A 21,261-nucleotide genomic window follows, 5' to 3' on the forward strand; every position below is an offset into this window, starting at 1 on the left:
GGTCTCCACGAGCGTGCCATGGATCCCGCGCGCCGTCGCCGTCCGGCGCCGGAGACGCCACTCCTCCCCAACGGTGCGGATCGCGGAGCTCTCCACAGTTCGCTCCCGTGGCCCTCTGCCGTGTGGAGGCGAGCAGTACTTTCCTCCCGATGGGGCTGGACCACCGCCCCGGCGCAGGCCCCACGCCACGTCCTCCGGCGCTGATCCGGCTCGGCACCCCTCCCTCGGAAAGGCACGAACGATGACCCACCCCCACGACGAGCTGCCCCTGCGCATCACCGAGCGCTTCGACCTGCCCGACGGCCGGGTCGCGGTCAGCGCCTGGTCGGCCCGCGATCCCGAGCAGCTGGAGCAGCAGCTCCGTACCCGGGCCGGCCGCGCCGACCCGGAGCGCGAGCCCGGCCGACGCCTGCACCTCGTCCGCCCGCCGCTCGTGCGCATCGAGGAGCGGATCGACGGCGTCCTCCAGCCGATCGACCCGCTGCAGCGCGCGGTGGTCGACGTCCGCTGGCGCACGGCGCTGACCCGCTCGCGTCGACCTGCCCGGCTGCGCCGACTCGTCGGCCCCCGTGACCTCCCCACGACCGAGCCCCCATCGGACGTCGCCCGCTGGACCGAGCGGCGCCCGCCGGGGGAGCACCCGGCCGACGGAGAGGAGGCCCCGCTCAGCCCTTGACCGCCCCGGAGTTCGTACGCTTCGCCATGCTCGCTTCGCCGACCGTGTGGCGCCGACAGGCGGAGTGGCCCGACGCGAAGAGCGGGCAGAGCGGCCGTCAAGATCGGCTCGCTCTGCCCGCTCTCGTGGGGCCTGGGTGGAATGTCTCACTCGAACCGTGGCCTACTTGAGCAAGGAGGTGACAGTGTCTTCAGCGTCCCCACCGCCTGAAGTGACCGAAAGCGCCGACGCCGGTCCCGAGGAGGCCTACGGCGGTGAGGAAGATCCACCAGCTCGGCTTGCACTCCGCGGCGGCGGAGAACATGAACCCTCTTCCGGTTCTACTGCCCACGCCGACGGAATTCGACGAAAGCGCTGTACCCGGTCGTGAGCAGCATGATCCCGAAGAGAACGATCCACCACGCGGGTCGGTTCTCGGCGGCGGCGAGGAAGACGAACAGGCTGCCGATCGCGAACATGGTGAGAGCGAACGGCGAACTGTTCCTCTTCTCAGGAGTCAAAGCAGGCCTGCTTTATCGAGATCACCCCGGCCAGTTCCAGGACCAGATCGCCGGCGGCGTTGATGATCGCCTGCCGCCGCTTCTCCGCGTTGGAGGTGGTCTTCCATGCGCGATAAATCACCTCGAAGGCTTTCTGAATGTTTCCGAACCGGGACACCAGGGAGGCGACCTTGTTCGCAATGTTCGCGTTCACTGCCACGGCACCGGCCACTGCGGCCACACACGCGGCTCACCCCCAGGCGTCGCTCGGGTCGGCGATCACGGGGAAGGCAGTCGCCTCGTCGAACTCCACCGTCTGGACGAGGGTGTTCCCGTCCAGGGTGAAACTCGTGCCGACAGGACTGCCCAGGGCGTCGTAGGCCCAGGGGATCTCGTAGCCACCGAGCAGATCACCCGCGGCCGATAGGACGGCGACCGACCCGTCGGGCTCGACGGTCGCGCTGGCGCCGGCGGGAAGCGAGAGGGGGAAGCGGTAATCGTGGGCCGCATCGGCGGAGTCCACCTGGATCAGCGTCTGCGTGCCCTTCTCCGTCGCATAGCTGCTGATCGCTGCGTCACCGAGGGTCGTCGTCAGCACCGGCTCGCCTGCTCCGTCGAAGAGACCGTCCGGGAGAGTGCCCGGGTCGACCACCGCGGAGGACGACACCGCGCCGGGGAGGGTGATGCCCACGGATACCGCTCCGGCGTCGGTCACCACAGTGGTGGTCGCGGGAACGACCTCGGTCGAGAAGTCGGCCGCCGGAGATGGTTCAGTTCTCTCGACTCTAGGGATCGCCTGCGCTGGACTCGCTGCGGCGAGGACGACCGCTGCCGCGATCACACTCGACATGACGACGGTGAAGACCGTTCTGTGATTCTTCTGCATGACCATTAGCTGCACTCCTTCGTGACTGAATGACCGAGGTCTTCGAGCCTGCGAAGAGACTTCGGTCCCGCCCTTCGCGGTTGATCAGGAAGAATACGAGGATGTTTCGCCTTGTGCGGCCGTGATCATGCTCCGCCGGTTATTCGTGCATCTGCGAGGCGACCGAGGCCTCCCGCGCAGTGGTCGATCTCTCCGCCACGCAGTCGTCGCCGTCGACGCAGTGCCGGCGGAATCCGCAGGACCGCGGGCATCGGCGGGTCTCGAGTGTGGCGAGGCCCCCTCGCTTGAAGGCGGTGCTGCGGCGCGTCGAGACGGGCCCGATACTTCGCGCCACGGAAGGTGGCGGCGCAGGATGCGGCAGGGAGGTCATCGGGAGGGAGGCCGACGGCGGTCGTCACTGTCCAGCGGACATCGGAGGCGGCGAGTGTCGCTGGAGCAGGGCGCTTCGTCGGCGCGGCGCGGAACGCGCGCAGAACCGCCGCCCGACGCCTCCTCGGGGTTCCGAAGGGAGTCCGGCGGCGGCGGGACGGAGGTGAGGGCAAGCCGGCCCCGCTCAGCCCTTGACCGCTCCGGACGTCATGCCGGCGACGATCTGGCGGTTGAAGAAGATGTACATCACCAGCGGCGGGATGGTGATGAGCAGCACGTCCATGAAGAGCAGGTTCCAGGACGACACCGACTGCGAGGAGAAGTTGTAGAGCGTCAGCTGCACTGTCGCGTTGTCGTCGCCGGGCAGGAAGTACAGCGCGTAGGTGAAGTCGTTGAACACGGTCACGGCCTGCACGACGATCACCGTCACGATCACCGGCTTCAGCAGCGGCAGCACCACCGTGAAGAAGAGGCGGAAGGGACCGGCGCCGTCGATGGTCGCCGCCTCGTCCAGCTCGCGGGGGATCGTCGAGACGAAGGCGCGGAACAGGAGGATGCAGAAGGAGAGGCCGAACGCGACGTGCACCGCGATCAGGCCGGGCAGCGTCTTGAAGAGCTCGAGGCCCTGCAGGACCCAGATCGTCGGGACGACGGCGGGCGGGATGATCAGGCCGGCCAGGACGAAGCCGTTGACGAGCGGGTTCCATTTCGAGCGGCGGCGCTGGAGGACGTAGCCGACCATCGCGGCCAGGACCACCATCACCGTCACGGAGACGATCGTCAGGATCGCGCTGTTCGCGAAGGCCCGCAGCAGCACGAAGTTCCGCGCCGAGACCACCTCCTGCAGGTTCTCGAGGAACACCCACTGCGTCGGCAGGGTGAAGCCGAGCAGCGACGACTCCTGCTGCGTCTTCGCGGCCGTGAGCACGATGAAGAGGAAGGGGACGATGAAGACGAGGACGGCGAGGACGATCGCGAGGATCCCGCCGCCGTAGCGCCAGGTCCGGGAGCCGCGGCCGACACCGCGCTGGCGCACCTTCGCGCGCAGCGGGTCGTCCTGGAGCGGGGTCGGCGAGAGCGGGGCGGGCGTGAGCGGCGTGGTAGTCACAGCTCCTTGTCCTTCCGGTTGAGCCAGGCCGACAGCGGGAAGATCAGCGCTGCGACGACGAGGAAGAGGATGACGTTGCCGGCGGTCGAGAGTCCGTAGAAGCCGGCCTGGTACTGCTTGTAGATGACCGAGGCGACCACGTCGCTGGTGAAGCCCGGCCCGCCCTTGGTCATCGCCCAGATCAGGTCGAAGGAGCGCAGTCCGCCGATCAACGAGAGCAGGATCACCGTCACGGTGGCGGGGCGCAGCAGCGGCAATGTGATGTGGCGGAAGTTGTGCCAGGCGCCGGCGCCGTCGACGCGGGCGGCCTCGAAGTAGTCCTGCGGGATCGCGACGATGCCGGCGATGTAGATGAGCGTCGCGAGTCCGACGCCCTTCCAGACGTCGACGAGTGCGACCGAGAAGAGCGCCCACTGCGGGTCGGTGAGCCAGCCCGGGCCGGCGAGGCCGATCGTCGCGAGGCCCTGGTTGATCAGGCCGTCGAACGGGTCGAGCAGCACCTTGAAGGTGATGCCGATGCCGATCGTCGACACCAGCACCGGGAAGAACACCACGCTGCGGAGGAAGCCGCGGCCGATGATCTGCGAGCTCAGCAGCACACCGAGGGCCATGCCGAGCACGATCTTCAGGCCCGAGGTGATCGCCGCGTAGATGAACGTGTTGACGAAGCCGGTCGTCAGCGCCGGGTCCTGGAAGAACTCGACGAAGTTCTCGAAGCCGATGAAGGTCGAGTCGAAGAGCGTCCAGCGGGTGAGGGAGAAGTAGAGGGAGGCGACCGTCGGGACGAGGAACAGGACCACGTAGAAGACGCCGGCCGGGAGGTAGAACCACGTCGGGTACGGGCTCTTCATGGCCTTGCGCCGTTTCGGCGGCTCGGGGGAGCGGGAGGGTTCGGAGCGCCGGGCCGGGCGCTTCTCCATCGTTGCGGTCATCAGATCTCCGTCGATCGGCCGGGGGGAGGGTGGGAGGGCGGTGCGCCCGGGGGAAGGGGCCGGGAGCGGAGGGGCTGCCTCCGCTCCCGGCCCCCGCGGCTCACCAGCCGTCGAGGCCGAGCTGCTTGGCCTGCTTCGTGACGTCGTCGTCGTACTGCTGAGCACCCTCCGCGGCGGGCGTGATGCCCGAGCCGACGGCGACGGTGATCTGCTCGAGCGCCGGTCCCTTGATCGGCGAGAGGAACTCGAGCGCGAGGCCCGTGTCACCGCTGTCGAAGTAGGGCTGCATGTCCGACACGAGGGCGGGCACGTCGTCGGGCAGCGTGCAGCCGTCGATCACGAACGGACCCTGGGGCGCCGCGATCTCGCTCTGGATGTCGCAGCTCTCGGGGGTGACCAGGAAGGCCATCAGCTTCTTGGCGCTCTCGAGCTTCGCGCCCTCGGTCGACTTGGGCACGTAGACCGCGTTGGGCTGCCAGACGGTCAGCGGGTTGGAGTCGGCCGACTCGCCGGGCAGCGGGAAGAGGCCGACCTTGTCGAGCGAGTCCGGGTAGTTCTGGATCAGCGGGCCGGCCGCGAAGGTCAACATCGGGTACTGCGCGCCCTCGCCGGTCGCGACCATGCGGACGCCGTCGTCGTAGGTGGCCGAGGCGTAGTCCTCGTTCACCAGTCCCGACTCGGCGACCTGCTGCAGGTGCTCGAAGCCGGCCAGCGCGGGCTCGTCGACGTACTTGGCCTCGTTGGCCGTGTACTGGGTCGCCCACTCCGGGTCCTGCTCCAGCACGTTGGCGAAGTCGCCGAGCACGAAGAGCTGCGACGTCCAGGTGTCGCCGTAGGTCTGGATGATCGGCGCGACGTCGCCGGCGGCCTTGATCTTCTCGCTGTTCGCGATGAACTCGTCCCAGGTCTTCGGCACGGTCAGGCCGAGCGAGCTGTAGACGTCCTTGTTGTAGAGGACCGCGCCGCCCATCGCCTGGCCGAGCGGGACGCCGTAGAGGTCCGAGTCGGTCGAGACCACGGTGCGGAAGCCCTCGTCGAGCGAGTCGACCCACGCCTCGTCCGAGAGCGGCGCGAGGTTCTGGTCGGGGTTCAGCGCCTGGAAGAGCGAGCCCGAGTTGTAGGCGAAGACGTCGTTCATCTCGCCGGTGGCGAGGCGCGTCTTGACCAGGTTGTCGCCCTCGCTGCCCTGCGGCCGGGTCTCGATGTCGAGGGTGATGCCGTCGTTCTCCTCCTCGAACTTCGTCTTCAGCGCGTCCCAGAGCTCGACGGTCGCCGTCTGGTTGTCGATGAGCACGCTCAGCGTGGAGCCGTCGGCGGAATCGCCTCCTCCTCCTCCGGTGCTGCAGCCGGTGAGCGCGAGAGCGAGTGCCGCTCCTCCTGCGCCGAGGGCGAGCACTGCTCGCCGGTTCTGTCGGGTCGACATCACTACCTCCATGTAGGGACAACTTCTTCGTTGCGGGGGTGCCCGGGGGCTGTCGTCCTGCTCGCCGGACCGTTCGGAAGGCCGGGCCGCGGGGCGACGCAGGGAGAACCTACGTCCGTGTCGTGAAACGTGTCAACGAAATCGGGCAAATTCGTGGATCGATCTACACGATCGGGAATGAACCGTTACAGTGGCGTTCGCGGAGGCCCCGATCGGGGCGCCGTCAGAGCACGGCAGCACGGCAGCACGGCAGCACGGCAGCAGCGACAGCGCGAGGAGGCGATGATGAGCTCGATGGAGACAGGCCACAGCGGCCCCGCGACGATCCAGGACGTCGCGCTGCACGCCGGCGTCTCGCGGGCAGCGGTCTCCAAGGTCATCCGCAACGCTTACGGTGTCAGCGCCTCGATGCGGGAGCGGGTCACCGCCGCGATCGAGGAGCTCGACTACCGGCCCAGCGTCGCGGCTCGCGCCATGCGCGGCGCCAGCTTCACCATCGGCGTCGAGGTCCCCTCGCTCGGCAACTCCTTCTTCAACCGCATCGTCACCGGCGCCTCCGCGGCGCTCGAGGGCAGCCGCTACCAGCTGATCGTCGCTCCCGCGCAGAGCGACTCCGGCGAGGGCTTCCGTGCGATCGAGGCGCTCTTCGACCGCCAGGTCGACGGGATGATCGCCGTCTCGCCGATGGTCGAGCCCGCCTGGCTCGAGCGGCTGGCCGCCCGCACGCCGATCGTGATGCTCGGCCGGCACGACGACTCCACCGGCTACGACACCGTCACCAACGACGACGTCGCGGGGACCGACCTCGTCCTCGATCATCTGCTGGAGCTCGGGCACCGCCGCATCGCGCACCTCACCATCAGCGACGACATCACCAGCCGGGTGGCCGCAGCGCCGCACTCGGTGCGCCTCGTCCGGTACCGCGAGCGGATGGTGTCGGCCGGTCTCGCGGACGAGCTGCAGGTCGTCCACCTCGGCACGGAGCGCCTCGACGCCTACGAGCGCTCGCTCGAGCTCCTCCGCTCGCCCGACCGGCCGACCGCCGTCTTCGCGGGCAACGACGCGCTCGCCCTCGACGCGCTCTGGGCGCGCGACGAGCTCGGGCTCACCGCGGCCGACGTCGCGATCGTCGGCTACGACGACATCGAGGTCGCCGGCCACCCCGGGATCTCGCTGACGACCGTCGACCAGTCGGGCGAGGAGCTCGGCGACCGCGCTGTGCGCCTCCTGCTCGAGCGCCTCGAGGGCCGGACCGAGCCGGTGCACTTCCAGCTCACCCCCGTGCTGCGCATCCGCTCCTCCTCCGCGCCGGGCACCCCGCGCCACCGGCCGACCGCCCGCGACCACCCCTGACACCCCGACCACTCCGACCATCCCGACCACCCCGACCACTCCTGACAGAAGGACGATGATGACCGACTGGACCGCCCGCTTCACGGCGCCCGCCGCCGCCCTGGACGCCGCCCCGCTGCTCCGCCGCGAGACCGCCCTCGAGACCGGGCACGGGGACGTCGTCTCCGCGACCCTCCGCCTCTCGGCGCTGGGCATCGTCGAGGCCTGGATCGACGGCGAGCCCGTCTCGGACGAGCTCTTCACCCCAGGCTGGACGAGCTACGAGTGGCGCCTGCGCTACTCCGAGCACGACGTCACGAGCCTGATCTCCGGCGACTCCGTGGTGCTCGCCCTCGCGCTGGGCGACGGCTGGTACCGCGGCCGCCTGACCTGGGGCGAGGGCGCCGAGCCCTACGGCGCCGAGATCGCCGGCTTCGCCGAGCTGCGGATCACCTTCGCGGACGGCGCCGAGCAGGTCGTCGCGACCGACGACTCCTGGCGCGCCGCGACCGGATCGACGACCGCCGACAGCATCTACGACGGCCAGGACATCGACGCCCGCCTCGAGCCGCAGGGCTGGAGGAGCGCCGGCTTCGACGACTCCGCCTGGACGCCCACCCGCGAGGTCGACGTCGACCTGTCGAAGCTCGAGCCCTACATCGCGCCGCCGGTCCGCCGTCTGCGCGAGGTCGCGCCGCAGAAGATCTGGACGAGCCCGTCCGGCCGCACCCTCGTCGACTTCGGCGAGAACCTCGTCGGCTGGCTGCGCGTCGAGGTCACCGGCCCGGGGGGGAGCGTCGTCACACTGCGCCACGCCGAGGTCCTCGAGGACGACGAGCTGGGCGTCCGCCCGCTGCGCGAGGCGAAGGCCACCGACCGCTTCACCCTCTCGGGCGGCGCGGACGTCTTCGAGCCGACCCTCACCTTCCACGGCTTCCGCTATGCCGAGGTCGAGGGCTGGCCCGGAGCGGAGATCGCCGACGGCGCCCTCACCGCGGTCGTCGTCTCCAGCGACCTGCGCCGGATCGGCACCTTCCGCAGCTCCGACGACCTCGTCAACCAGCTGCACGACAACGTCTACCGCGGCATGGTCGGCAACTTCCTCGACGTGCCGACCGACTGCCCGCAGCGCGACGAGCGCCTCGGCTGGACCGGCGACATCGCCGCCTTCGCCTCGACCGCCGTCTACCTCGCCGACGCCGAGGACTTCCTCCGCGACTGGCTGCGCGACCTCGCCCTCGAGCAGGCGCACCACGACGGCGCCGTCCCGTTCGTCGTGCCGGACGTGCTGAAGCGCCGCGCGGCCGAGACCAGCTTCCCTCCCATGGACTCCACTGCGCTCTGGAGCGACGCCGCGGCCTGGGTGCCGTGGGCGGTCTGGGAGGCCTACGGCGAGCCGGTCGTGCTCGAGGAGTCGTTCGCGTCGATGGCCTCACACGCCCGCCGGGTGCGCTCGAAGCTCTCCGACTCGGGGGTCTGGGACACCGGCTTCCAGTTCGGCGACTGGCTCGACCCCGACGCCGCGCCCGACAAGCCCGCCGACGCGAAGGCCGACACCGGCGTCGTCGCCACGGCCTGCGCCTACCGCACGGCCCGCATCGTCGCCGAGAGCGCCGCCGTGCTCGGCCGCACCGAGGACGCGCAGGAGTTCACCGAGATGGCGGCGCAGCTGCGCGAGGCCTTCCGCGCGAAGTACGTCGCGGACCAGCGCGTCTTCAGCGACTGCACCACCGTCTACTCCCTCGCGATCGTCTTCGGCCTGCTCGACGACGACGAGCTCGGCTGGGCCGGCGACCGCCTCGCCGAGCTGGTCGCCGAGAGCGGCTACACGATCTCCACCGGCTTCGCGGGCACGCCCTTCATCACCGACGCGCTCTCCTCGACCGGCCACATCGACGCCGCGTACCGCCTGCTGCTGCAGCGCGAGTGCCCGTCCTGGCTGTACCCGGTGACGATGGGCGCGACCACGGTCTGGGAGCGCTGGGACTCGATGCTGCCCGACGGCACCATCAACCCCGGCGAGATGACGAGCTTCAACCACTACGCGCTCGGCGCCGTCGCCGACTGGCTGCACCGCGTCGTCGGCGGCCTCGCGCCGCTGGAGCCCGGCTACTCCCGCCTGCTGGTCGCACCGCAGCCCGGCACCGACCTCGACTGGGCGGAGTCCACGCTCGAGACCCCGCACGGCCTGGCCTCGGTCCGCTGGGACCGCCGCGGAGACGCGATCGAGCTGGCCGTCACCGTCCCGGAGGGCGCGACCGCCGTCGTCCGCACGGCCGGCGCCGAGGACCGCGAGCTCGCCTCGGGCGCGCACACGCTGACGCTCTGAGGGAGGAGGGCCCGACGCTTCCGAGCGTCGGGCCCTCCTCCCTCAGACCTCCGCGCTGTGGTCGCGGACAAGGGTGCCGAAGCGCCCTCTCGGAACGGGCGAACCGCGGAGCATCAATTTGAGCCCGGGTGATCCGGCGATGCGCCGGAGTGCCAGTGCCGCATCGCGCCGAGCCCCGGACTGCGCATCCTCGCCGATCCGCCACCCGCCGATGTCCTCCGCACGGTGCGCATCTCTGATCTCCATCAGGTTGTAGATGTCGACGAGATCCTTCTGGGCCCGGCGCGACTCGTAGGCGAGTGCTTTGATGATCAGCGCTCGCTCGACGCCGGGGACCCGAGTCGAGAACGCGAGGTGCGTCTCGTCGAGCAGGACCGCCGTCACGCCGAGTTCGAGCGTTCCGTGCAGTGCCAGATCCAGACCGGGCGCACTGTCGAATCCCCGGCCGCCGTGCTCGGTGCTCTCGAACCTTCCCGTCAGGGACGGCACCAGGACATCGATCACCCGTGCACCCGAGGTGTAGTGGTTGCCTGCCGCCGGCGTGTATCCGAGCCCGATCAGCACGTCGTGCAGCGTCCCCTGGGCGGCGATGAGCGGGGACACCGCGGCATCCGCGTCGGCGGTCCGGCGCACGATCGATCCCGGACTCGGGTACGCACCGGAGAGAAGTGCCACCATCTGCCCGCCGACGATGCAGGCGTCTTCCATGTCGGCGATCGCGAGCGACGCGTCCTTCAGGGCGTGGAGCGCGGCGTCATCGGCTCCGGACGTCGAGGGAAGGACGACGGACCTCATCTGAACCATGCCAGCTCCTTGTCGAGGAGGTGATCAACGGCCTCGTCCACGTCGGAACCACCGGTCCGCTTCAGATCCCAGGCGGCGATGAGCGGGTCGACCGTCCTCCCGGTCGGATACCACGCGGTCGCCGTCGCCCAGAGAGTCCGGTCCGCCGGAACGACGACCCGCAGCGTGGCCTCAGGGGAATCCGTCTCCGCGAAGCCCGACGACTCCAGCGGGAGGCTGCTCTCCGCGTAGAGGACGGCGGACGTCGGGATCCTCCAGGGGGCGATCGCGTCGGCGGCGCTGTCGCCGGAGAGCAGTGCCCTCGGGCCCGACTTCCAAGCGCGTTCAGCCTGTTCGATCACCGGCCGGCTCGAGTACCAGAGCTGCGAGAGGCCGCCTGCGCCCGGATAGTCCGTGAGGAACCGCTCGAGGAGTGAGCGGGGGTCGCGCGCGATCCATCCACGGGTGGTCTTCTCCGCCAGGCCCGAGTCGGCTGCGAGCAGATTCGAGACGGTCACCTGCGAGACGCCGCACTCGCGCGCCAGGTCTGCCTGGAACCGAGGTTCGGGCGTCCTCGTCAGGACTCGCTGGAGCGCGAAGAGCGCGGAGGACACGCGCCGGTGCCCGCTGTTCGGCTGCCGATCGTCCGCTGCCGGGGTGAGTTCTTCTCCGCGAAGGATGACGACTCCATCGGTGGTGCCGAAGAGCGCCACTCGAGGATCGGCGAGCGCGACACGTCGGCTGATGCTGTTGATCCGGGGGGTCACGAATCCGATTGTCGTTCCTGCAGCCGCCGCCCCCACCTGCTGGCGCATTTCGCGCGCGGTGGGAGGACGGGACAGGAAGACGAGGCGCACATCGATCCGCGCTCCGGAGGGAGGGGTGATCTGCACGTCGCGCGGGCTGAGGATGCGCGCTGCTGCTCCTGCGTCCGAGAGCAGCTCCTGGAGCGGTATCGCAGCGTCGACTCGGGTCATGAAGGCAGGATATAACCGTTTGAACGATTCTGTTCAGAAGGTTATATCTGACTGTTTGCTGGGTGGTCCTCAACGCGTCGCGCGTCACGCTGCGACGGCGTCCTCCAGCGGGTCGGTGGGCTCGTCCGGCTCGAAGGAGTCCGGCTCGGCGAGGACCGCGACCGGCGCCAGAGGGGCCATAGCCTCGGAGTCCGCGTCGTCCCGCACCGGTGCCGCGACCTCCGCCAGGCGTACGCGCTCGACCGCTGCGATCAGCACGGCGAAGGCGACCTCGAGGGTGTCGGTGTCGCGCAGCAGGACGCGCTCGCCGGTCGCGGCGTCCAGGCGCAGGGTGCGGAAGACGGGCTGCGGCAGGTCGTCGGCGAAGGTGATCAGGCCGTGGACGACACCGGTGCGGCGGGCGCGGGCGATCCAGCGGTTGGAGTGGGTGCGGAGAAGGATCATGACCGGGACCGTCCTGGCTGCTGGTGGTGCGCGGTGAGGGGGGGGAAGTGGATCCTCTCCGAGCATCCTGCACAGGAGCCGCGTGTGCCTGTGCTTGACAGAAGAGTCCTCGCGCGTCAGCGCACCCGGGCGCGCACACCGGCCGCTGCGCGCAGGGCCTCGACGAACTCCGGCACCACCGGATTCCCGGTGTCGCGCACGAGCACGCCGATCTCGCGGACGGCCCGCGGGTCGTCGATCGGGATCTCGCGCACGCCGTCCTCGATCGACGACGGGCTCGGCGGCAGGATCGTCAGACCGAGGCCCGCCGCGGCCAGTCCGCGCGCCGCACGGTAGTCGCCGACCTCGAAAGCCGGCTCGGGATCGTGCCCCTCGAAGGACAGCAGTCGCCGGGCCGACTCGTGCAGGCCGTAGCCGGGCGAGAGCATGATCAGGTCGAGGCCGCGCAGCTCCGCCACCGTCACGGAGCGGCGGGAGGCGAGCGGGTGCCGGTCGTCGACGACGGCGAGCAGCGGCTCCGTGTAGAGCGTGGTCGTGGTGGTGCCCGGCAGCTCCGGCGGGTCGGCGACGATCGCCAGCTCCGACTCGCCGTCGGCGACCGCCCGCAGGCACAGCGCGCGCGAGCCGTGGCGGAGGCCGAAGCCGACGCGCGGCCAGCGGCGGCGGAAGCGCCGGATCACGTCGGGCACGAAGGTCTCGCCGAGCAGGGTCTGGAAGGCGATCGCGATGCGGCCGTCCTCGAGGTCGCGGGCCTGCTGCACCTCGGTCAGGCCCGCGCGGATCAGCGCGAGGCCGTCCTGCGCGACGTCCGCGAGCCGCCGGCCGGCCTCGGTGAGCACGACGCCTCGGCCCTCGCGGCGGACCAGGGGAGCGCCGACCAGCTCCGACAGGCGCGCGAGCGAGCGGCTCGCGGTGGGCTGCGGCACGCCGAGCTCGGCGGCCGCGGCGGTGACGCTCCCGGTCTGCGCGACGGCGACGAGCGTCGGCAGCAGCCGGAGGATCGCGGGCTCATCCATGTCTGCAGCGTATAGGTCGGCACGCGACAGGCATTGGTCATGCGTTCGCCGCGGTTCTAGCCTCGGAGGATGAGCACCAGCGTCCGCCCCGCCGTCGACGCTCCTCCCGTCTCCCAGCGCCGGCTGACGATCGCCCTCCTCGCCGCCGGGCTCGCGACCTTCGCCGAGCTCTACGCCGTGCAGGGCGTGCTGCCGCAGTTCTCCCGCGAGTGGGGGATCTCCGCCTCGGACGCCGCGCTGACCGTCTCGGCGGCGACCGTCGGGCTCGCGCTCATGGTGCTGCCCTGGGCGTCGATCGCCGAGCGGATCGGACGGCTGGAGTCCATGCGGATCGCGGTGCTCTCCTCCGTGGTGCTCGCCCTGCTCGCCTGCGTTGCACCGTCCTTCGAGGTGCTGCTCGTGCTGCGCTTCCTCAGCGGCGCGGCGCTCGGCGCGGTGCCGGCGCTCGCCGTGGCGGCGATCCACGACCGGGTCGGCGGGGCGGGCGCGACCGCCGCCGCGGCGGCCTACGTCTCCGGGACGACGCTGGGCGGAGCCGCCGGACGGCTTCTCGCCGGTCCGCTCGCCGCCGTGGTCGGCTGGCGGGGCGCGCTGCTCGCCGTCACGATCGTCTGCGCCCTCGCGGCCGTCGCGTTCGTCCTGCTCGCTCCCCGCGGCGGTGTCGTGCGGGCGCCGCGGAGCGAGGGCGGCTGGCGCGGGAAGATCGCGCAGGTGCTCCGCGACCCGGTCCTGCTCGCGGTCGCCGCGCAGACGTTCTTCGTCGTCGGCGTGTTCGTCGCGGTGTACAACTACCTGGCGTTCCGGCTCGAGGCCGCGCCGTTCGCGCTGCCGCCGGCGCTCGTCTCGCTGCTCTTCCTCACCTATCTCGCCGGGACCGCGACCTCCCGGCTCGCCGGTGTCTGGGCGCCGCGCCTGGGCCCGCGGGTCGTGATGCGGATCGGCGTCGCTGCGATGATCGTCGGGCTGCTCGTGATGCTCTCCGAGCTGATCGTGGTCGTCGTCGTCGGGCTCGTCCTCTTCTCGGCCGGCTTCTTCGCCGTGCACGCCACCGGCGCGGCCTGGACCGGCGCGCGAGCGGCCCCCGCCCTCCGCGGCCACGCCGGCGCCGTCTACACGATCGCCTTCTACCTGGGCTCGGGCGTCGGCGGCTGGCTGCTCGGCTTCGTCGTCGAGGCGGGCGGCTGGGGCGCGCTGACCGCGGTGATGACCGCCCTGCTGCTCGTCGGCGCTGGCTGCGTGAGCCTGCCGAGCCGCGCGAGCGTCGCCTCCGCGCGCTGAGCGCCGCGCTCGCCGTTCGTCGCGGGTCTGCGACAGGATGGGGGCTCGCGCACGGAGTGGGGGACTTCATGACCGACAGCACCCGGACGGATCCGCGGTTCCATCCCGCCTATCAGCGGGGGTATCAGGGGCAGGGGGCGCCGAGCGCCTCCGTGGTGCCGGCGGAGGAGCGGTTCCGCCGGCCGCGCGGAGGCGATACGACCGAGGGCCGGCGCCGCTCGACGACCGTGGAGGACGCTCGACCGCTTCGAGTGCGGCGACCGAGTTCCGCGCTGCGTCCAGAGCCCGTCCTTCCGTCGGCCGCCCCGCCGCTGCCGAGTACCTCCGCTGCGGTCGTGGGGGACGGCGAGCAGGTGCCGATCGACGACGTCGCGACGGAGTCCGGTCCGGCATCGCCGCGAAGGCCGTCCGCGCTCGATCGCCGGATCCCGCTCGCGCTCGCTGTGCTGGGCGTGCTCTTCCTGGTCTCCGGAGTGGGTCTGATCTGGTCCGCCACGTCGTCGATCTACGGGAGCATCGGAGTCCAGCCGAACGAGTTCGATCAGTTCGTCGGCGCGATCACCAACTACCTGGCCGGCCCTGCCATCACCATCGGGCTGCTCTCGATCGGCGCGGCGATCGCGCTGCGGGCGGCACGCTCATGAGCGGCCGCGGTGGCTGGTGGCCCCTGCTCCTGGGCTACACCGCCCTGCTCTGGGCGCTGGCGCTCGGGGCCTGCTGGGTCTCGGCCGTGCAACCCGACAACTGGAGCTACACCGAGGGCGACCAGGTTCCGCTGGCCGCGATCGTGTCCACTCTGCTCTGGCCCGGTGCGCCGGCACTCGGCACAGCGGCCTTCGCCATGACAGCGACGGCCCTCGCGATCGGGCTCCTGCGCGCCGGCCGGGGTGCCATCGCCGAGGATGTCGACGGTGACGCGGAGGAGGACGTCGAGCTCGGCGAGGGTGTGCTCGTCGAGCTGCTGCCCGCGGGAGGCGGTCGCGGACCCTCCTGACGATGCGGTCCCCTCCACAGGCGGCCGTGCGACAGGATGGGACTCCGAGCGCACGAGGCGGGGGCGGTCATGGTCGACAGCAGCAGAACGGATCCGCGGTTCCACGCCGCCTATCAGCGCGGGTACCAGGGGCCGGCGCCGGAGGTGCGCCGCCGCGAGGAGGACGCGTACCGGCGTCCGCGGCGTGCGGGCGCACGAGTGCCGCACGTGGATCCGAGCCCGCGCGTGGAGGCGGCCGAGCCGGAGTCGCCGCTCGCCGCCCTCTCCTCCGTACCGGAGCCCGCCGCTGTCGAGGCCGCCGAGGATCAGGACGTCGCGGAGACGCCGCAGCCCGAGGCGCCGACGGCGGTGCGTCCTCTGGGCCGCCGGGTCCCGCTGACGCTCGCGATCGCCGGCGTCGTGCTCATCCCGCTCGGGCTGGCCGCGCTGTGGTGGTCGACGCTCGCCATCTACACGACGAGCACCGTCTACGAGCGGCTGGAGTACGAGCAGTACGTCCGGCTGCTGCTGCAGTTCAGCGCCACACCGCTGCTGACCGTGGGCTTCACCTCCCTCGCCGCCGCCGTCGTCGTGCAGGCCGTCCGGCGGTCGCGCGCATGACGCCGGGTCGCGCCTGGTGGATCGGGGCGGTCGTCCTCGATCTGGTCCTCTGGGCCGCGCTGCTCGCGATCCCGGCGATCATCCTCGTGCTGCCGAACCAGTGGCAGGGCGACTCGCTGACCGCGCCGATCGAGATCGTCTGGCGGGCGGCGCTGTCCCAGGCGGCAGGGCCGGTGATGACCGCGGCGCTCGGGCTGCTCGTGGTGCTCGCGGTCGCGGCGGCGCAGCATCGCCGGAGGCGGCCCGCAGCGCCCGACGGCCAGGACGCCCCCGACGGCCGGTCCGAGGCCGAGCTCGTCGACCGCTGACGCCGGACCATGCTGATCGAGTAGCGCCCGGAGGGCGCGTATCGAGATCCACCGTCTGCCGGAGGGTGGGTCTCGATACGCCTCTGCGCGGCCACTCGACCAGCATGCAGCGGTCGCTCCGCTGCTACTTCGCGAGGGCTCCGAAGCGGAAGAGGTAGGTCGCGTCGAGGGTGTCCTCGATGCCGGTGACGCCCGAGGCGGCGACGACGGTCTCGCGGCCCTGGAGCAGCGGGACGATCGGGGCGTCCGCGGCGGTCTGCGCCTGGATGGCCTCGATCGCGGTGGCGCGAGCGGCGGGGTCGGTCGCGGTCGCCTCGGTGTCGATCAGCGCGTCGACGGCCGGGTTCGAGTAGCCGTTCGCGACGGAGGCACCGGTGGTCGAGTAGGCCGAGCGGAGGAAGTTGTCCGGGTCCGGGTAGTCCGGGAAGAAGCCGAGCTGGTAGGCCGGGTAGCCTGCGTCCGGCGAGAGCTGCTTCACGTAGCTGGTCCACTCGGTCGACTGCAGGTCGACGGTGAACAGGCCCGACGACTCCAGCTGCGACTTGATCAGCGCGTACTCCTGGTCGGAGTCGGGGCCGTAGTGGTCGGAGGTGTACTGCAGCGGCAGGGTCACCGGGGTCGAGACGCCGGCGGCGCTGAGGATCGCGGCGGCGGCGTCCGCGTCGGGGGTCGTGCCGTACGCGTCGGCGAAGGCCTGCGTCGCGCCGGTCTGCCCGTCGAGCACCACGGAGTAGGCGGGCGTGTAGGTGCCGCGGTAGACCTGCTCCCACAGCTCGTCGCGGTCGACCAGCGAGGCGACGGCCTGGCGGATCGCGAGCTTCTGCTCGGGCGTGCCGCCGGGCTGGGTGTTCACGTTGAAGGTGAGGAAGCGCACCGAGCCGCCGGGGCCGTCGACGACCTGCAGGTCGGAGTTGCCGCGCAGGTCCTCGACGTCGGTCGCCGTGAGCGAGCGGTAGGCCACGTCCACGGCGCCGTTCTCCACGTCGAGGCGCAGGTTCGTCGACGAGGTGTACGGCCGCAGCACGACGTCGGCGGTCTTCGGCGCGGGGCTCGAGGTCGACTCGTTCGCCGCGAGCTGCAGCAGCCCGCCGGCCTCGTAGTTCTGCACCGAGTACGGCCCGGAGCCGATCACGTCGGCGTCGTCGAGCAGCGCGTCGGCGGGGAAGACCTCCTCGTCCACGATCGGCCCGGCCATGCTCGAGAGCACGTAGGGCCAGGTCTGGTCGTTCGGCACCGCGAGGGTGAAGACGACGTCGTCGCCGTCCTGCGCGACCGACTCCATGTTCGCGAGCAGCGGCGAGGGGCCGTTGTCCGCGGCGATGTCGACGACGCGCTGGAACGAGAAGACGACGTCCGACGCGGTCAGCTCGTCGCCGTTCGAGAAGGTCAGGCCGGGCGCGATCGAGCAGCGGTAGGTCGTCGCGTCGTCGAAGCCGCACTCCTCGGCGGCCTCGGGGACCGGCGTGGTGGAGCCGTCCGCGTAGCTCAGGAGGTGCTGGTAGATCTGGTTCTGCGGCGTGAAGCTGCCGCGGTCCCAGGCGCCGGCCGGGTCGAGCGAGACGATCGAGTCGGTCGTGCCGATGACGAGGCGCTCGCCCGAGGCGGAGTCGCTCGAGCTGCCGGGGGCCGTGCAGCCGGCGAGGGCGACGGCGGTGCCGAGGGCGGCGAGGGCGCCGAGGGCGCGGAGTGTCTGCATGCTGCTGCTTTCGTCCGTGGTGCGGGGGAGTGGTGGAGATCTAGAGAGTCGCGAGCCGGAAGCGGTCGAGCGCATCGGCGCCGTCGACCAGGTCGGCCAGCAGCTCGCCGAGCACGGGCCCGAACTTGAAGCCGTGGCCGGAGAATCCGGTCGCGAGGGTGACGCGGCTGACGCGGTCGAGCACGAAGTCCTCCGTCGGCGTGATGTCGTAGAGGCAGGAGATCGGGTCGGCGCTCGCCGCGTCGACGCCGGGCAGCCAGTCGGCGACGTACTCGACGAGCCGGGCGAGCCGCTCGGGTTCGGCGCGGAAGTCGCGGTGGTCCGGATCGACGACGCGGCCGGTGCCGTGCTCGCCGACCTTCACGCCGACGCCCGGGGTCGCCAGGCCGTAGATCGTCGGCTCGTCGCCGCGGTGGTGCACGAAGCTCGGCCAGGCGTCGAGCGGCAGATCGGTCGTGAAGTGCGCGGGCTGCTCCTGCGTGATTCGCAGCGGAGGGAGGGAGCGGCCGGCCGCGGCGACCAGCCCGCCGACGAGTCCCGGCGTCCAGGAGCCGCCGGCGACGACGACCGCGTCGGCGAGCAGCGGACCCTCGTCGGTGACGACGCGGACGCCGCCCTCGCGCTCCTCGATCGCCCGGACGCCGGTGCTCGCCCGGACGACGACGCCGTGCGACTCCGCGGAGGCGAGCAGCGCCTCGATCGCGGCGGCCGCGTCGAGCCGGCCGCCCTCGGGATGCAGCAGCACGTCGGTCTCGAAGCGCAGGCCGGGCCAGCGTGCGGAGGCCTCGGCCGCGTCGAGGCGCTCGCAGGGGATGCCGTCGCGGGCGAAGGCCTCCTCGATCGCGAGCAGCGCGGAGGCGTCGCCGTGGTCGATCGCTCCGGTCGCGGTGAAGAGGCTCCGGCCCGACTCCCGCTCGAGCCGCGCCCACTCGGCGGCCGCCCGTCCGGTCAGCGCTCGGTAGTCGTCCTCCGCGTAGCCGCGGCGGAAGATGCGGGTCTCGCCGTGCGAGGAGCCGCGGTCGTGGCCGCGCTCGAAGCGCTCGAACAGCAGGACCCGGTCGCCGCGCTCGGCGAGGGAGCGCGCGGCGGCGGCGCCGACGAGGCCCGCGCCGACGACGACGACGTCGCGGCCTGTCATCGGGCGGTCACCGCGTCGACCAGGCGCCGGGCCGGCATCGCCGCGCGCACGGCGGCCTCGTCGGGGAACTGCTGAGCGGCGAAGCGGGCCGGGGCGTAGAGCTCGGCGTCGCCGAGGGTCGTGGTGCCGTGGAGGACCAGCTCGGCGACGAGACGGCCGAGACCGGGCCCGTGCGTCACTCCGGACTCGTTGTCGCCCGCGGCGACGAACAGCCCGGGCAGCTCGGGGACGGGGCCGGCCAGGAAGCGGCGGTCGGCGGTGTAGGAGACGACGCCCTGCGTCCACTCGGTCTCGCGCAGCGCGTCGGCGGAGGCGGGGATCAGGCGGGCGATCAGCGGAGCGAGGTGCGCGTCCATCGCCTCGATCAGGTCGGTGCGCTGCGGGCGGCGGTCGGCGGCGGACTCGCCGAGCGGCTGGTAGCCGACGCCGTTGCCGTAGGTGAGGCCGCCGAGGTGCTCGCGGACCCAGAGGCCGCCGAGCTCGGGCAGCATCAGCGTCGGCAGGTGCGGGAGGCCGAAGGGCGCGGTGGTGAGGCGGCTCGCGACGACGCGGGCCAGCGGGAGGCCGCGGCCGAGCGGGGCGAGCAGCTCGTTCGTCCAGGAGCCCGCGGCGAGCACGACGCTGTCGCCGGAGAAGGTGCGGCCGTCGGCGGTGCGGACGCCGCTCGCGCGGCCGTCGGTCGCGAGGACCTCGGTGACGGGCGCGTGCTCGACGATCTCGACTCCGGCCGCGCGGGCCGCGGCGACCAGGGCGAGCCCGGCGTCGGGGGCGCTGATCTGGATGCCGTCGGGCTGGAAGAAGCCGCCGGTGACCGCGTTCGCGTCGAGGCCGGGGACGAGCTCGGCGGCCTCCTGCGGCGAGAGCTCGCGGGAGCCCTCCGGGCGCAGCGGGTGCTCGACGAGCGGGCCGAGGTGGTCGCGGACGCCCTCCTCGGTGACGGCGAGCCAGGCGCTGCCGGTCTCGCGGAGGAGGATGTCGACGCCGCCGCGGTCGGGATCGACGGCGAGGGCGCGGTAGAAGTCGAGGCCGTACTGCTCGAGGTCGCGCTCCGACTCGTTCCAGTACCAGGCGTAGCCCGCGGCCCACAGGCCGACGAAGCCGGCGCCGGCCGCCGTGGTGCCGCGCGCCGCGTCCCCCGACTCGACCAGCGTGACCCGGGCGCCTCCGCGCGCGAGGTGCAGCGCAGTGGCGGCCCCGAAGAGACCGGCCCCGACGACGACGACATGCCTACTCATACTCGGTATCCAACCAGCGGGGCCCCTGCCGGTCGAATCGATATGACGCCCCGAGTCCTCCCTCCCCCCCGCGAGATGCCACTTGTGCACGCTTCTTACGGCGTGTCGTGTACATAAGTGGCATCTCGCGGCGCGCTACGGGGCGCGCACCAGGTCAGGGGGCGGGGAGGAAACGGTTTCGGTAGGGTCGGGGCACCGTTGAGAGGAGGGCCTGTGGCCCGCACGCCGGACACGCGCGTCACGCTGGACGTCGTCGCGGCGCATGCGGGCGTCTCGAAGGCGACCGCGTCGAAGGTGCTCAACGGGCGGCCCGGCGCGTCGGCGGCGACGCGCGCGCGGGTCGAGCAGTCCCTCCGCGAGCTCGGCTACAGCCCGAGCACCCGGGCGCCCCGGGTCGGCGGCGGCGTCACCGTCGTCTTCGACACCCTGCTCAGCGTCTACTCGCTGCGCGTCCTCGAGGGAGTGGTCGGAGGTGCGCAGAGCGAGCGCGTCGACGTCACGACCGGCGTCCTCGCGCCGAGCGGCTCCGCCGACGAGACGTTGCGCTTCGACGCAGCGTTCGTCCGCTCGGTCGCGGCGAAGGGGCACCTCGGGATCCTCGCTGTGACCACCGCCATCGACGCCGAGATCGTGGCCGCTGCCGCGGAGGCAGGGCTGCCGCTCGTCGCGGTCGACGCACCGAATCCGCTCGACCCGTCCGTGGTCAGCGTCGGCTCGAACCACTGGGTGGGCGGGCAGCAGTCCACCGAGCACCTCGTCTCGCTCGGCCACCGGAGGATCGCCTTCGTCGGCGGCGACGCCGGTAACCCGGGGCTGCGTGCCCGCTACGGCGGCTACCGAGAGGCGCTCGCCGCGGCCGGCCTGCCGGAGGACCCGGCCCTCGTCTCCGAGCGGGGGATGGGATCCGCCGAGCACGTGGTGCCGGAGCTCTTGGCTCTGAACGATCCGCCGACGGCCGTCGTCGCCACGAACGACATCGACGGCCTGCAGACGATCCGCGCCGCGATCGCGGCCGGCCTGCGCGTCCCCGAGGACCTGAGCGTGATGGGCTACGACGACACCTTCGCCGCGCTGCCGACCGCCGTGCTGCTCTCGACCGTGCACACGCCCATGCACGACCTCGGCCGTCTGGGCCTCGAGACCCTCGTCCGGATGCACGACGGCATCCCGCCCCTCTCGCACCGCATCGAGCTGGCCACCAGCCTCGTCGTCCGCGAGTCGACGGCCCCGCCGCGCGCCTAGACCCCTGCTCGGTGCG

The 21,261-nt window shown here is 71.8% G+C and carries 22 protein-coding genes; 9 read left to right on the top strand and 13 right to left on the bottom strand.

Going from position 1 to position 21,261, the window contains the following annotated elements; all coding sequences use genetic code 11:
* The first annotated feature begins 241 nt into the window (after positions 1 to 241).
* Positions 242 to 676 (top strand): hypothetical protein, encoded by a 435-nt coding sequence (locus MT355_RS00945; protein ID WP_243598190.1) that lies wholly within the window; start codon positions 242 to 244, stop codon positions 674 to 676.
* Between the two features lie 320 nt (positions 677 to 996).
* On the opposite strand, the gene MT355_RS00950 is transcribed toward MT355_RS00945, so the two are convergent.
* From MT355_RS00950 to MT355_RS00975, 6 genes are all read right to left on the bottom strand, one after another.
* Complete coding sequence (locus MT355_RS00950; protein ID WP_243598191.1) at positions 997 to 1,134, bottom strand: hypothetical protein; 138 nt, start codon at positions 1,132 to 1,134, stop codon at positions 997 to 999.
* 31 nt (positions 1,135 to 1,165) lie between these two features.
* Positions 1,166 to 1,396, bottom strand: a complete 231-nt coding sequence (locus tag MT355_RS00955; RefSeq protein ID WP_243598192.1) for a hypothetical protein — start codon at positions 1,394 to 1,396, stop codon at positions 1,166 to 1,168.
* Positions 1,397 to 1,405: 9 nt separating this feature from the next.
* Entirely contained in the window at positions 1,406 to 2,047 is a 642-nt protein-coding gene (locus MT355_RS00960) for a hypothetical protein (RefSeq protein ID WP_243598193.1), read from the bottom strand.
* A 547-nt stretch (positions 2,048 to 2,594) separates the two neighbouring features.
* Positions 2,595 to 3,392, bottom strand: coding sequence for a carbohydrate ABC transporter permease (locus MT355_RS00965; RefSeq protein ID WP_372487890.1), 798 nt, complete (start codon positions 3,390 to 3,392; stop codon positions 2,595 to 2,597).
* A gap of 122 nt (positions 3,393 to 3,514) precedes the next feature.
* Positions 3,515 to 4,450: a carbohydrate ABC transporter permease gene (locus MT355_RS00970; RefSeq protein WP_123705466.1), complete on the bottom strand. Its 936-nt coding sequence runs from the start codon at positions 4,448 to 4,450 to the stop codon at positions 3,515 to 3,517.
* 100 nt (positions 4,451 to 4,550) lie between these two features.
* The gene (locus MT355_RS00975; protein WP_243598194.1) at positions 4,551 to 5,873 is read right to left on the bottom strand and encodes an ABC transporter substrate-binding protein; all 1,323 of its coding nucleotides are present in this window, start codon (positions 5,871 to 5,873) and stop codon (positions 4,551 to 4,553) included.
* Positions 5,874 to 6,158: 285 nt separating this feature from the next.
* Here MT355_RS00975 and MT355_RS00980 point away from each other — a divergent pair, with 285 nt between their 5' ends.
* On the top strand, positions 6,159 to 7,226 hold the full coding sequence (locus tag MT355_RS00980; RefSeq protein ID WP_243598195.1) for a LacI family DNA-binding transcriptional regulator: 1,068 nt from the start codon (positions 6,159 to 6,161) through the stop codon (positions 7,224 to 7,226).
* 58 nt (positions 7,227 to 7,284) lie between these two features.
* Positions 7,285 to 9,534, top strand: a complete 2,250-nt coding sequence (locus tag MT355_RS00985; protein ID WP_243598196.1) for an alpha-L-rhamnosidase — start codon at positions 7,285 to 7,287, stop codon at positions 9,532 to 9,534.
* 42 nt (positions 9,535 to 9,576) lie between these two features.
* On the opposite strand, the gene MT355_RS00990 is transcribed toward MT355_RS00985, so the two are convergent.
* From MT355_RS00990 to MT355_RS01005, 4 genes are all read right to left on the bottom strand, one after another.
* Positions 9,577 to 10,242: a hypothetical protein gene (locus MT355_RS00990; RefSeq protein ID WP_243598197.1), complete on the bottom strand. Its 666-nt coding sequence runs from the start codon at positions 10,240 to 10,242 to the stop codon at positions 9,577 to 9,579.
* Positions 10,243 to 10,325: 83 nt separating this feature from the next.
* Positions 10,326 to 11,174, bottom strand: a complete 849-nt coding sequence (locus tag MT355_RS00995) for a hypothetical protein (protein WP_243598198.1) — start codon at positions 11,172 to 11,174, stop codon at positions 10,326 to 10,328.
* A gap of 204 nt (positions 11,175 to 11,378) precedes the next feature.
* Positions 11,379 to 11,738, bottom strand: coding sequence for a hypothetical protein (locus MT355_RS01000; RefSeq protein WP_243598199.1), 360 nt, complete (start codon positions 11,736 to 11,738; stop codon positions 11,379 to 11,381).
* A 116-nt stretch (positions 11,739 to 11,854) separates the two neighbouring features.
* Complete coding sequence (locus MT355_RS01005; RefSeq protein WP_243598200.1) at positions 11,855 to 12,754, bottom strand: LysR family transcriptional regulator; 900 nt, start codon at positions 12,752 to 12,754, stop codon at positions 11,855 to 11,857.
* A gap of 69 nt (positions 12,755 to 12,823) precedes the next feature.
* Here MT355_RS01005 and MT355_RS01010 point away from each other — a divergent pair, with 69 nt between their 5' ends.
* The 5 genes from MT355_RS01010 to MT355_RS01030 all read left to right on the top strand — a co-directional run bounded on the left by MT355_RS01010 (position 12,824) and on the right by MT355_RS01030 (position 15,934).
* Positions 12,824 to 14,032 (top strand): MFS transporter, encoded by a 1,209-nt coding sequence (locus MT355_RS01010; RefSeq protein WP_243598201.1) that lies wholly within the window; start codon positions 12,824 to 12,826, stop codon positions 14,030 to 14,032.
* 335 nt (positions 14,033 to 14,367) lie between these two features.
* The gene (locus tag MT355_RS01015) at positions 14,368 to 14,676 is read left to right on the top strand and encodes a hypothetical protein (RefSeq protein WP_243581211.1); all 309 of its coding nucleotides are present in this window, start codon (positions 14,368 to 14,370) and stop codon (positions 14,674 to 14,676) included.
* Entirely contained in the window at positions 14,673 to 15,026 is a 354-nt protein-coding gene (locus MT355_RS01020; protein ID WP_243598202.1) for a hypothetical protein, read from the top strand. Before MT355_RS01015 ends, MT355_RS01020 begins: the two co-directional genes overlap by 4 nt.
* Positions 15,027 to 15,095: 69 nt before the next feature.
* Positions 15,096 to 15,626 carry a hypothetical protein gene (locus tag MT355_RS01025; protein ID WP_243598203.1) on the top strand — a complete coding sequence of 177 codons (531 nt, stop codon included), beginning with the start codon at positions 15,096 to 15,098 and terminating at the stop codon, positions 15,624 to 15,626.
* Complete coding sequence (locus MT355_RS01030; protein ID WP_243598204.1) at positions 15,623 to 15,934, top strand: hypothetical protein; 312 nt, start codon at positions 15,623 to 15,625, stop codon at positions 15,932 to 15,934. Before MT355_RS01025 ends, MT355_RS01030 begins: the two co-directional genes overlap by 4 nt.
* 124 nt (positions 15,935 to 16,058) lie before the next feature.
* Here the strand turns inward: MT355_RS01030 and MT355_RS01035 are convergent, their stop codons facing one another.
* From MT355_RS01035 to MT355_RS01045, 3 genes are read right to left on the bottom strand one after another with little or no spacing between them, the layout of a single operon-like run.
* Positions 16,059 to 17,630 (bottom strand): ABC transporter substrate-binding protein, encoded by a 1,572-nt coding sequence (locus tag MT355_RS01035; protein ID WP_243598205.1) that lies wholly within the window; start codon positions 17,628 to 17,630, stop codon positions 16,059 to 16,061.
* Positions 17,631 to 17,670: 40 nt separating this feature from the next.
* The gene (locus MT355_RS01040) at positions 17,671 to 18,768 is read right to left on the bottom strand and encodes an FAD-dependent oxidoreductase (RefSeq protein WP_243598206.1); all 1,098 of its coding nucleotides are present in this window, start codon (positions 18,766 to 18,768) and stop codon (positions 17,671 to 17,673) included.
* The gene (locus MT355_RS01045; RefSeq protein WP_243598207.1) at positions 18,765 to 20,003 is read right to left on the bottom strand and encodes an FAD-binding oxidoreductase; all 1,239 of its coding nucleotides are present in this window, start codon (positions 20,001 to 20,003) and stop codon (positions 18,765 to 18,767) included. The genes MT355_RS01040 and MT355_RS01045 overlap by 4 nt, the downstream gene beginning before the upstream one ends.
* A 213-nt stretch (positions 20,004 to 20,216) precedes the next feature.
* Between MT355_RS01045 and MT355_RS01050 the strand changes: the two genes are divergently transcribed.
* A complete protein-coding gene (locus tag MT355_RS01050; RefSeq protein WP_243598208.1) occupies positions 20,217 to 21,245 on the top strand; it encodes a LacI family DNA-binding transcriptional regulator in 1,029 nt (342 codons plus the stop codon).
* Positions 21,246 to 21,261 lie beyond the last annotated feature (16 nt).

It is taken from the genome of Rathayibacter sp. VKM Ac-2929 (assembly GCF_022815495.1).
Taxonomy (GTDB): domain Bacteria; phylum Actinomycetota; class Actinomycetes; order Actinomycetales; family Microbacteriaceae; genus Rathayibacter; species Rathayibacter festucae.

Bases quoted from the DNA above. Each gene is read 5' to 3' on its own strand.
- MT355_RS00970 (WP_123705466.1), bottom strand. From the start codon at position 4,450: ATGACCGCAACGATGGAGAAGCGCCCGGCCCGGCGCTCCGAACCCTCC.
- MT355_RS00945 (WP_243598190.1), top strand. From the start codon at position 242: ATGACCCACCCCCACGACGAGCTGCCCCTGCGCATCACCGAGCGCTTC.
- MT355_RS01025 (WP_243598203.1), top strand. From the start codon at position 15,096: ATGGTCGACAGCAGCAGAACGGATCCGCGGTTCCACGCCGCCTATCAG.
- MT355_RS01010 (WP_243598201.1), top strand. From the start codon at position 12,824: ATGAGCACCAGCGTCCGCCCCGCCGTCGACGCTCCTCCCGTCTCCCAG.
- MT355_RS00975 (WP_243598194.1), bottom strand. From the start codon at position 5,873: ATGTCGACCCGACAGAACCGGCGAGCAGTGCTCGCCCTCGGCGCAGGA.
- MT355_RS01040 (WP_243598206.1), bottom strand. From the start codon at position 18,768: ATGACAGGCCGCGACGTCGTCGTCGTCGGCGCGGGCCTCGTCGGCGCC.
- MT355_RS01005 (WP_243598200.1), bottom strand. From the start codon at position 12,754: ATGGATGAGCCCGCGATCCTCCGGCTGCTGCCGACGCTCGTCGCCGTC.
- MT355_RS00985 (WP_243598196.1), top strand. From the start codon at position 7,285: ATGACCGACTGGACCGCCCGCTTCACGGCGCCCGCCGCCGCCCTGGAC.
- MT355_RS00990 (WP_243598197.1), bottom strand. From the start codon at position 10,242: ATGGAAGACGCCTGCATCGTCGGCGGGCAGATGGTGGCACTTCTCTCC.
- MT355_RS01030 (WP_243598204.1), top strand. From the start codon at position 15,623: ATGACGCCGGGTCGCGCCTGGTGGATCGGGGCGGTCGTCCTCGATCTG.
- MT355_RS01035 (WP_243598205.1), bottom strand. From the start codon at position 17,630: ATGCAGACACTCCGCGCCCTCGGCGCCCTCGCCGCCCTCGGCACCGCC.
- MT355_RS01020 (WP_243598202.1), top strand. From the start codon at position 14,673: ATGAGCGGCCGCGGTGGCTGGTGGCCCCTGCTCCTGGGCTACACCGCC.
- MT355_RS00960 (WP_243598193.1), bottom strand. From the start codon at position 2,047: ATGGTCATGCAGAAGAATCACAGAACGGTCTTCACCGTCGTCATGTCG.
- MT355_RS00980 (WP_243598195.1), top strand. From the start codon at position 6,159: ATGAGCTCGATGGAGACAGGCCACAGCGGCCCCGCGACGATCCAGGAC.
- MT355_RS01000 (WP_243598199.1), bottom strand. From the start codon at position 11,738: ATGATCCTTCTCCGCACCCACTCCAACCGCTGGATCGCCCGCGCCCGC.
- MT355_RS00950 (WP_243598191.1), bottom strand. From the start codon at position 1,134: ATGTTCGCGATCGGCAGCCTGTTCGTCTTCCTCGCCGCCGCCGAGAAC.
- MT355_RS01045 (WP_243598207.1), bottom strand. From the start codon at position 20,003: ATGAGTAGGCATGTCGTCGTCGTCGGGGCCGGTCTCTTCGGGGCCGCC.